Raw genomic sequence first — 12525 nt, forward strand, 5'->3', positions numbered from 1 at the left:
ACGTGAGATCTAATCATAGCCAACAATACAAACAGTGAAACCAACGATAAAAACCAATGACAAAAATGACATTTTCAGATTAGTAATTAGGTTTAAAATTATGAATAGATTATCAACATATTGATATTAATAAATTCTTTTTTGACCATTATTAGTCCTCGAAAGGGAGTGTTGTGCCATGTCTATCAATCTCGCTTCTAGTCAATCCGCTCTTGTCACCGATTCTTATGGTATAAGTCATATAGTTTGGGCAGATACTGAAAATGGCTATATTTGGCACGCAGTCTATGACAGCAATTCGGAAACTTGGAAAGATGCAGAAGCGATCGCATTTACGGGGAATAAACCTGTCACCAGTATCAATCTAGTGGCGAATGAAAACCTGATTGATGGACAAAATCCGGGGTTAGCAGTGGTATGGCAACAAGGAAACCTGAATGATAGCGATTTTTATTACACCGCCGCCCAATATGATTCTAATGCAGATTTACAATGGTTAGACACCCCTCAAGCACTAACCTCAGATCAAGTAGGGGATTTAGAGCCGACTGTTACAGTTAATGATAGCGGTGAAGTGATAGTGATAGGCTCAAAGGTTAATTTTGATAACGTGGCGAATCTCAGTATTAAAGAAGATACGGATTTTTATACTCAAAAATTTAGCGTTAGCAGTAGTCAATTCTCGACAAATACCACGACTATAACCCCTAATGCTCCCTATTCTCCTCAATTAACAACGGATGGATTAGTAAATCTAGGAGTGTTAACTAATACAACTCCCACAACTCAAGAAGCAGTACAATCGAGTAATGAATCTTCAGGGCAGGGTATCAGCAGTGAAACAGAAGAACAACCCGGACAAGAACCAGTAGGCTCATGGAATGCACAGTTATTCTTTGCTAGTAGTCTTTTAAAAGACTGGGACTTGATGCACAGTGTGCCTAACAGTGGTTTTTTGCGATCGCTCATCACTCCGTTTATGAAAAATTGGGAGATTATCGGTACAATTTCGGGAGGAACAAATTTTGGTTGGGGAAATGACGAACCCTCCATTTTTTTAAAAACAAATGCTACAGTAGAATGGGAAACCCTTAAAGAATTTAGCCTCAAAGAAGATTTTGGATTGCCATGGGATATAAAATTAACCACTTTTAATAGAACTGGTAATTTTGTTGCTGATAGTAGTGGTAATATTTTCGCTCCGAAGAGTAAAGCAACAACAATATCAGAATCCCCTATAATTGTTAGTTTTGATCTTGATTCCACTTATGACTTCGATACTAATTCACCTTATGATTTAATCGATGTTTATGATGTTTTAAGTTTAAGTGCTTCTGTTAAATTTCCCATTGTCAGTCTTATTGAAACGGCAGGATTTTTTAGTTTAGACGCTACGGGTAGTTTGGGTATTGGTTTTAATTTTTTAGGGGAAGCCATTGAGGGGGAAACTTATTCTCCTCAAACTTTGGGAGGTGCATTAACAGTCATTGGTACGAATGCTTTTGCAGACGCTGCTTTATTAGCCCTCACCTATAATGATAAAGAAGCCTTAGCAGGTGCGATCGCCGCCGATATAGCATTTAATGTAGCGGATACCTTTGCCTCCTTTATCAATGGCACTCTTGAAGGTTTAGAGCCTAGTGGTTCAATTAGTTTCCCTGTTTTCAGCACAGGAGTAGTCGGAAAAGCACAAATTCCCCATGTACCAATCCTGAGTGCCGATATAAATGGCGGTGTTAGAACTGCTTTTAACTGGGGTATAGGAGATACAGACAATACTATCTCTCTTACTTTTCCTATTGGTTTTGAGGTTAAAATAGGTCCTTTAGGATTTGGTTTTAATTATAATCCGGGATGGCTTTGGGATATTTCCAACGGCAATAACAATGAAGAAAATAGTAGCGTATCCTCGGAAACGGATTCTTCTGAGTTATCGGCTCAAGTTTCAGGCTCATTAATTACTCTCAATTTTGCATCATCCCTAAGTGCGATTCCGCAACCCGAAGATTTTACAGTTTCCACCACCGATATTAATGGCAATATCACTAATATCCCTGTTTTTAACGTTATTCAAGGAAATTCTGATACTTCCCTCATTTTGCAACTGGAAAATTCTATTCCTATTTCCGAAAACCTTGATTATACATCTTCGGATAATCCTCAACCCACCAGTAATGCGGTTACTCTCAGTTTTACCAATAACGATAATATCACCGATAGCGAGGGCAATCCCATTGCCAACATTAGTTCTATAGCGGTTAGTAATGTTACTCCCGCTACCCTTGCTTATCAATACAATCCCACCAGTGGCAACAGTCAAAATTATATTAATCCCACTCTCCTTCTAGCTTTTAACACTCCTTTAGACACTAGCATTAATCCTGATCTCGATCGCATCTCTGTTACCTCAAACAATACCGCCTTATCCGTAGAGAGTGCTACTGTAACTAACAATGGAGTCTTATTAACCTTTGCTTCATCGGTGACTAATCAGTCTTTACAGAATGTCTCTATTAGTTATAACGATAGCAGTTCTTTAGGAGATAATCCTTTAAAAGATAGTAACGGAGGTGCGATCGTATCTTTTACTATTCAAAATGGGGTATCTACTCAAGTATTTCAATCGTCTATTTTCATCAGTAACAACAATTCCAATCTACAATTATCGGATAATATAGCTAACTACGATATAACTGTCACTAACTCAGATGGTACAACGGTTAATAACGTTACCGTGCAAAGAGTTTCCATCACAGGAGAGGATATAATTTTAAACCTTAATCAAAGTATTACTCCTGATCAAACCGTTAGTATTCGTTACAACAATCAAAATATTAGTAATTCTTTCGTTACGGGTATTACTCCCCCTGCTGTTACTACTCAATCCCTGATGGCAAATATTGAGGCGGATTTAGGGCAAGATAGCGCCCCCTTTATCGTTTCAGGTGGTTCATCTCCTTTACTAGCTTGGATTGCAGAAGTTCCCCCCTTAGATGCGATCGCAGGTTTTGTTAATGGGCAAAATGTCACCCTCAATTTTATCGATGAATTAGGCAATGGTACTGATGTCCCTAATCCTAATCAATTTACCATCAGCGACAGTGATAACAATAGCTATACCGTAGGTAATGTAAGCGTTTCTGGTAATAGTCTCAATTTAACCCTTGATACAGCAGTAAGTGAAGATACACAGTTAAATATTAGTTATAATCTCTCAAATCCCACCGCTAACAATACTAATCTTTTCCTCAATAATTCCTTTACTAATACTACTCTATGGATTAATGAATTTAGTGATTTTGCTCTCACTAACACCACTAATAAAACTAACCCCCCCGTTATTTTGGGGGCAGGTGCAGTGGTTGAAAACAATACCAGTAATCAAATTACTCTCGTTTTTGACCAAAATTTGACTAATAACGGCGTTACTAATAGTGATTTTACCGTAGAAAGTAATGGACAAGTATTTGCGATCGAAGCTAACGTCCAAGTTAACGATAACAGTATTATTTTAACCGTACAACCCCCCGAAGGTGCAAATCTCATCAGTAATGGAGACATAGTTACTGTGAGTTATACGGGGAATTCTTTATCTAGCAGTAACGGTAACGTAGTCAACTTTAACAATCAACCCGTTATCACTTCTCCTTCCACTCCCACCACTGTTATTAAATACGCTTTGCTGGATTATAGTGATACTAACCTAGTGAGCAATATTAGCAGTATTCCTGGTGCAGGAGGCTTTAACTTTAATCCTGTAGGTGCTTATGATTCTACTAATGATATTACCGTATTGGTGTGGTCAAATGCCGACAGTAGCGACATAAATACTAACCTGACACCGGGAGAATTTTACACGGATGACGAAACCACCTTAATTAACGAAAGTTTTAATCAATCTGACATTTACTACTCCATTTATAACTCAACTACTGGAAATTGGACTATTGCTTCACCCATTGCACAACAAGAAGGCTCAGAAGGCAAAATCGTCATCGGTGAATGGATTAATAATCAACTCATGGCGGCATGGATTAACTATAACAATGGTGAGTCAACTATTTATTGGTCAAGTCTCACTTATAATAATGGGGAGGCTACTTGGAGTAGTCCTGAAATCCTATACGCAGACGCAAATCCAGATCCTTTAACAGAGTTAAGCATCGTCACCATAGACGGTAAACCAACGGTTTTATGGACAGAAACTCAAAGCACATCCTACAGTTTATTAACCCTAGAAGAATCCCCTCTCCTTTACTATCGTTTAGCAGAAACCAGTGGCACAACTCTTGTTAATGAAGGCATTTATGGGGCAGGAGGTAATGGTACTTATAGCAGTTCAGTAACATTTGATGAAGTAGGGGCGTTAGAAAATACTACCACGAATCAGGGAGATGCTAACCCTGCGGTATTGTTTAACAATGGTGATAGTGCCACTTCTGTTACTATTCCTTTATCTGGTACTTCTTTCAGTGTCGAATTTTGGTTTAAAGTGCCTTCTTTACCCTCAAATACCCTAGATTTAGTTTCTGCTAGTGGTTTAATGAATGTCACCTTAAATAACAGTGGTTTATCGTTAAATATCAATGGCAGTGCCTTAAATTCTGATGAATTTACCCCTTCAGCGAATGAATGGTTTTATGTCGTTGCTACTTATAACGGGGAAACCAACACAGCGAATTTATATGTCAATGGTGACAATGTTGGTAGTTTAGATAATGTGGATTTAACTATTCCTAGCAGTACCAGTTTAACTCTTGCAGGTTCTAGTAATGACAGCGTTTATTTAGATGAGGTGGCTTTTTATCGTCAAGCCTTAACCTATAATGACACCCCTGACATTTCCGATTTTGGCAATTTAACCGCTTCTCAAATTAGCCAACTTTTCTTTAATACCAGTCAAATCGGCAATAAATATAACTCTCAATATATCACCCCCCTACCTTCTGGACCAAATACTAACTATGTCAGCTATGATGGTGATTCTTGGAGTGTACCTAGTGTTATTAATCCTAGCTATAAACCCATCGCCACTCAACTATCGGATGCGAATAACACTCAATGGGATGTGACTTCTTACACCACCGCTAACAGTAGTGGCTATGTTAATCCGAATGGTAATGCAGATATTTTCTTGTCCTTAAACTTGGGTAATCAGGTGACAGGTAATAAAATAAGTTCCATTGTTGTCACTGCCACTAATAGTAATAATGAAACTGTTAAATGGAGTGTAGGTAATACCAATGGTTATCAATTAGCTGTAGTGGAAGGGGATAAACTCCTCAATCCTGTTAACCCTGACGGTAGTTTTGACTATACCATCCTTAGCCCTTCGGTGGATTTAGATTTATTTCTCGATGCAGGTAGTAATAGCTTCCCTAGTGGTACAAGTTTTACTGTCACCATTAACTATAATACGGGAAATCCTACCACTCAGACTGTTCAAGCAGAAGATGTCACCAGTGAAACCACAACCATTAATTCTAATCAGGTTTTAGGCATTGCCACCGTTACAGAAGCCAATGATTCTTCTCTTGCTTTAATCGATAGTGGTTTTATCATTAACACCAGTAATCCGAGTATGGGATATGTCATTACTAATGGTGATTTCAACAACGATGGTAAATTAGATGTTGTGGTGGGAAATCGAGGCTATACCGACACCTCTGGAAACGTATTAGGACAAGGTACAATCCAAATTCTTTTTAATGGCGGTGCAGTATTATCAAATAGTGAAACTAATCCTCTTACTACCACTGATTTAAGCGGAAACCCCAACGGTATTTTGATTACAGGTTTAAGTGATACAGGTCAAGCCAATGGGGATTATCCTTTTAGTATGGCAACAGGAGATGTTGACGGCGATGGTTATGATGACTTAGTGATTGGTGATGCTAATGCTAACCAAGTATATGTCATTTATGGCTTAGAAATGAAAGCAGGAACAACTATTGATGTCAACAGTTTAGGTAATCAAGGTTATATCATTAACCACTCTCTTAACAATATTGGCTTCGGTTATTCCGTTGCTGTGGGTAACTTTAACGGTAGTACCTATAATTTGTCAGGTAATCTTAATGGTAAGCCTATTGCTAATGATATTGCGATCGGATCTCCGGGAGCAAATAATGGTAATGGGGCAGTCTATGTTGCCTTTGATGGTAGTTCTAACCTTTCCACTATCTACGATTCTCAACAAGATGGAGAGTTAGCAGGTTATAGCCTTACGGTTTCTAGTGCATTCTCCAAAACAACTTTATCTTCCCAAAAAACTTTTACGGGTAATAAAACCAACACTGATGATTTAATCATAGGTGCGATCGCATTTTCTGGGGATGTTACTAATCAATGGAATGGCTTAGATGGACTTCCCCCTAGTGCTAATTCTACTGATAATCCTGCAGGGCAATCTTACCCTTCTACTTCCACCGCCGAGTTAGGTGCAGTATATGTTTATCAAAGCAACGGTACTGAAACCTTAACCGAATATGTTACTTATTTAGGCTCTAATTTACCCTCCAGTAATGGTACAGCCAATAACAGTAATGCTGGTTACGCCTTAAATAGTACAGATTTAGATGGAGATCATATTAATGATTTAGCCATCTCAGCCCCCGGTGGTGCAAATAACAATGGTTTAATTTATGTTCTCAAGGGGGGAACAATCTCACAAAATAATAACCCTCAGAATCTTGATGCTGTAACTAATTTAGCCATAGTGGGAGGACTAGATTTCAGTCAAACAGGGGCAATTATTACTTCCGTCGGTGATGTTAATCATGACCAACATCAAGACTTTTTGATTACAGCTCCTCAAGGTGCAAACGGCACAGGACAAGGTTATGTACTTTTTGGAGGATCTCAGAACCTAAACCTAAATGACATCGGTACTATTTTTGACCTCAATGTTACTGCTAGTGATAGTAAAACCACTTTCTTACTCAATGGAGATCAACCTTACCAATTAGTGGGGGCGGCCGCTAGTGGTATTGGCGATGTCAATGGTGATGGTGTTGATGATTTCATGATTAGTGCGCCCAATGCAGGGCAGTTATACACTATTTATGGTCATCCCTGGTTAGCAGATGATGGTAGTATCAAACTGGCTGATATTTCTGGGGATAACGGTTTTGTCATTGACGGTGATTTATATACCATCGATGTTGATACTGAAATTTATCAAATACCTAATCAAGAAGCTAATAGTTCCCCCGCTTTAATCAACTATAACGGAACATTATATCTAGCTTATAAAGGAGATGATAATAGCCAAATCTATCTTACTACCAGTAGTGATAATGGCAAAACTTGGAGCGGTGCGATCGAGCTTCCCAGTGGGATGACTACTAATGTCTCTCCTTCTATTGCTTTTTATAATGGAGTTTTATATTTAGCTTATCAAGGTGGCAATAATCAGTTAAATATTACTTACAGTACAGATAATGGGCAAAGTTGGAGTAGTCAATATACCGTTGATCAATATTCATCTGCAGGTTTTTCTCTGGTGGAATATGGTGGAGAATTAATAGTCTTTTTTGTAAGTAATGACTCTAATGACTCTAATAAAGACATTTTCTATATTACATCTAGCAATCCTGAGTCTAGTAGTTCTTGGTCAACTAATTATTCCCTTAATAATCCCAATGGGGGAACATCTTTTCCGAATCAAACAAGTAGTAGTTCTGTTGATGCTACTGTATTAAATAATAATCTTTTTGTTACTTATCGAGGTAGCGATAATAATTACTACATCACATCCACCAGTGATACAGATTTAACCAATTTATCTTGGTCTGTAAATGGTATTCCTATCTCCAATGGAAATACTCCCCTCGAATTAACTTCTGGTGAAAATGAACTGTATTTGACTTATACCGACAGTCTCAATCAAATTTATGTTGGTACTTCTAGCGATGGTGATAGTTGGTCTAATTTTGAAAATATTGCCGATCAAACTAGCAGTTATACTCCTTCAGGAACATTTTTAAGTGGACAGCTTTATTTAGGTTATGCTGGTGAAAATCAAGATATTTACGTTACTGCTTTAGAGGGTTCACTACCCCTAATTGGTAATGGCAATAATGTCGTGATATTGGGGGATGTTAACGGTGATGGTTTTGCTGATGTGCTTTCTGGAGGAAGCGAAAAGGGTGGAGTTTTAATTTTTGGCAGTAGTACAACTAATTTATTAGATGCCTCCACAGGTACTGATGACATAGTTATTACGGTATCTAATGGTACTATTAGCGAATTTGTGGCCTTAGGAGATATTAATGGCGATGGTTTACAAGACTTGGGAGTAATTGATAATAATAATAACTTCTATGTCCAGTTAGGATCTCGTACTTTACCTACTCTTGGTAGTACTATTTCTCTGGGTAATCCCCTTCAAACTTCCATTATCAATGGCTTTGCCGTGGGCGACTATAACGGTGATGGTTATGGGGATGTGGTTTTGCGTAGTTCTGATGGTGTTTGGACTTTATATCATGGTAGTTCATCAGGAGGTCTTAATAGTACCACTACCACTTTTTCAGGATTAACAGGTAATGGATTAGGAGACATTAACGGTGATGGTTATAGTGATGTGGGTAATGGTAATCAAAATGCTAATTTCAACAGTATAAATGGTGTTGGCAATGGACAATTTACCGTTTCTTTAGGAGATAATCAAGGCAATTCTTCTATTAATCCTCCTACTGCTGTATTGGAACAAGCCTTAATTAACAGCGAATGGACAGATCAATATAGCTTTAGTGGACAATCCGCAGAATTAGCTCCTACTTTAGTAGAGTTTAACGGTTATCTTTATATGCTATACAACGCAACCGATAGAGTTGATGGTAATAGCAATACTCTATGGATGCAAAGAAGTACAGATGGTGTTAACTGGGAAGGCTTAACAAATTTAGGCAGTAGCTTTGAAACTTATTATCAACCCTCTTTAGCTGTCTTTGACAATACTCTTTATTTAGCCTTTACTGCTACTAATAATGAGATCATTTTAGCTAGTGCAGTGACAGATGATTCCGATTTGGGATTAAATTTTAATAGTGATAGTGGGGTTTTCTATCAAATTGCAGGTAATACAAGTCAACAAGGACCCACTCTTGTTAGTTATAACAATGAGCTATATACTTTTTTCTTGTCTGATGATAACAAAGATATTATCCTTTATGTTACCTCTGATAATCCTCAAGACAGCAGTACTTGGTCTGACAATAATAGTGTCCCCGATAATAGTAATAATGATAATACCAGTGATGATCGTATAGGAGCTGTAGTTTTTGAAGATAATTTATACATAGCCTTTAAGGGAAATGATAATGACAGTATCTACACAACTTATTATGATGGGGATAATTGGTCTACCACTTCAACTATTGATAGTCAAACTACTTATGCTGGTCCTTCTTTAATTGCCACAAATGAAACTCTCTATCTTTTCTATAAAAGTTCTTCTAGTGATGAGAGTATTTACTATACCTACGGTGACAATTGGGATAATATTGAGTATATTCCTAATCAGTCGTCATTCGATCGCACCTCCCCTGCTTTCTTCAATCAAAGTATTTATATTGCCCATGTGGGGTATAACACTGACCAAAAAATCTATGTAACGGCATCTAACCCGATTTTTGAACCGAATCAAACTCAACAATTAGGCTCTCAATTACAAGGTATTGGAGACTTTAACGGTGATGGAATCGAAGATTATGGGGTTTTAGCTTCTGGTTATGCAACTTTTGGGGCGTTTAGGGGCTCTGATTTTAACAATAATCAAGGGGCATTATTTATCTACTATGGCTCAACTTCAGGCACGATTAACGACAATCCCAATGTAGTTTTAAATCCCCAATATAGTTCCACTAATTCCACTATCTATAATTTGTCTAACTTTACCGCTATTGGTGATGTTAACGGTGATGGTTATGATGACGTGGCAATTTCCTCTCCCACTACTTCCTTAACCTCAGCAGATACCGAAGACGGCACTGTTTTTGTAGTATTTGGCGGTGCTAATTGGGGAAGTACCCATTCTGCTACCAATCCCTTTGATTTAAACAGTTTAAGCAACAATCAATCTAACTCAAACACTAATAACTCCAATACCAATGGCTTTTTAATTACGGGTTTACCAGCATCTCAAGCGGGAATTTCCCTCAGTGGTGGAGAAGACGTGAATGGGGATAGCTTTGATGACTTTGTTATTGGCGCACCAGGGGATGATGATAACCTGAGTTACGTTATCTTTGGCAGTGACTTTAATAACACTGTAACTCAAACAGGTACGATCGGATCTGATGTCATGATTGGCACAGCAACAGGGGAAAGTTTCCTCGCTGGAGAGGGAGATGATCAAATTTATACCAATGGCGGTATTGACGTAGTTTATGCAGGGTTAGGAGATGACTTTGTCACCGTTAATGATACCTATTTCCGTCGTTTAGATGGTGGTGCAGGTACAGATGTCTTAAGATTTGAGGGTTATAACGGACAAGATTGGGATTTAACTACCCTTTCCCCTGGTAATCGTTTACGCAACTTCGAGATTTTAGTCACAGAAGGTTATGGTGCAAATACCCTTACCCTAAACTCTTCAACCGTCACCCAACTATCTCCTAATAACACTGTCACGGTGGTGATGGATGCTAATGATACCCTCAATTTAAGTTCTGATTTTAGTCTTAACGGTACAGTGTATCAATATAATCAGAAGTTCGATCGCTATACCTCCAATACTTCCTCCGCTACGGTTTTACTAAATCGTATTATTGGTACAGCAACGGAAACATCTCAACTGGTACTAAACGAAGAAGGTAGCCTTGTGTTATTGTCTAGTGATGGAGAACAACTTTGGACAGCAGAAAACAATGGCGTACAAGTAACGGGTGCAGTTCAAGCTCTTATGCAAACTGATGGTAACTTTGTTCTTTATAGTGAAGCACAACCCACCAATCAACCCGGCTCGGCACAATTTGCACTATGGGCAACAGGAACAAATAACAATGATTCTGGTACTTATTTACAACTAGGTGCTGATGGTGGCTTATATATCAAAAAATCATCAGGAGAAATACTTTCTACCCTTAACTCAGGTAATCCGAATATAAGTAATTCCAGTCGTTTAAATGAGCAACAAGAATTGTCAGTCAGTGATTCTCTTTCAGCTACTACTACTGAAACCACTAATTTAATCAATGTTACTCAAAATGCTCCTTCTGATAACACTCCTGAAAATATTTTCACTTCCGAAATTACTGCTTCTTCCGTCAATTCTCAAACTACTACATCTTACACAGTTGATGAGTCTGATAACCAAATCGCTCAAAGTGTTTCCAGTTCAGTCTTTGGGGTATTAAATGCCAGTGACCCCACCGCTCCCACCCGTTTATCGGTATCGAATCCTACTGTCAATGAAGCCGATGGAGAAGTCCAATTTACCATCCAACGCACGGGGAATTTAGATAAATATGTGGAAATTAGTTATTTAACCCAAGATGGAAGGGCAAAAAGTGGCAGTGACTATAATTCCGTAGTAGGCAAAGCAATATTCACACCGGGGCAAAACACAATTACGGTATCTGTTCCTTTAATACTCGATGATGTCTATACGGGTACAAGAGATTTTGGCTTGTTGGTAACTCTTGAAGAAGAAAGTCTCAATCCTCTGACTAATGAGTTTCATGTTTATGTTGACTCTACCGATGGGCAAATTCGTAATTGGAATCACCTTAAAAATGATCAACCTCTTAGTGTTATGGATGGTGTCTTAGAATTTCGTGTTCTTACTACCGATGGTAAAGGAGAAGTGAAACTCTATTTTGAGGGAGAGAGCAACTTTAATAGTTATTATATCTTCAATAACCAAACCCAAACCTATGAAGTCTTTAAATTTAATGGCGATACGGGAGCAGAATTATTTGATGAAGATAGTGATGGTAATTATGACGGAGTTATCTTACACCTTCAAGATGGTGATAAATACGATTTAGATGGTGCTGAAAATGGCATTGTTTTCAAACGAGGTTTCTTTGCCTTTGGTGATTCCCCAGAAATCATTTTAAATACCCCTATCTATCGTTTCCGCAATACGGATTACGACACAGGAACTTATCTTTACGCAGGGGAGACAGAAAGTCAATCTGTCAGAGAAAACTATCCCAATTTTGTAGAGGAAGGATTAGCTTTTTACGTATCTGAGACAGAAGAAGATGGTTTAATTGCTTTCAATCGTTTCCAAAACTTAGATTATCCCGGTAGCTATCTTTATGCAGGGGAGACAGAAAGTCAATCCATCAGAGAAAATTATCCCAATTTTGTGGAAGAAGGAATAGCCTTTTATGCTTATCCTCAAGGTTCACAAATAGCTGATTCTATTTCTCGTTTCCAAAATACTGGTTTACCCGGCACTTATCTTTATACGGGGCAACCTGAAACAGATAATGTCATTAACAACTATCACAACTTCAACCTTGAAGGTATAGCCTTTGAAGCGATTATGACCTAAAACTAAACTATAAT

1 protein-coding gene is annotated in these 12525 nt (G+C 38.1%); it reads left to right on the forward strand.

Annotated features, from left to right (window positions below; translation table 11 throughout):
- Positions 1-178 precede the first annotated feature (178 nt).
- A complete protein-coding gene (locus tag Dongsha4_RS03270; RefSeq protein WP_330204329.1) occupies positions 179-12511 on the forward strand; it encodes a SwmB domain-containing protein in 12333 nt (4110 codons plus the stop codon).
- The last annotated feature ends 14 nt before the right edge of the window (positions 12512-12525 follow it).

The organism is Cyanobacterium sp. Dongsha4 (genome assembly GCF_036345015.1).
In the GTDB taxonomy this organism is placed as follows: Bacteria; Cyanobacteriota; Cyanobacteriia; order Cyanobacteriales; family Cyanobacteriaceae; genus PCC-10605.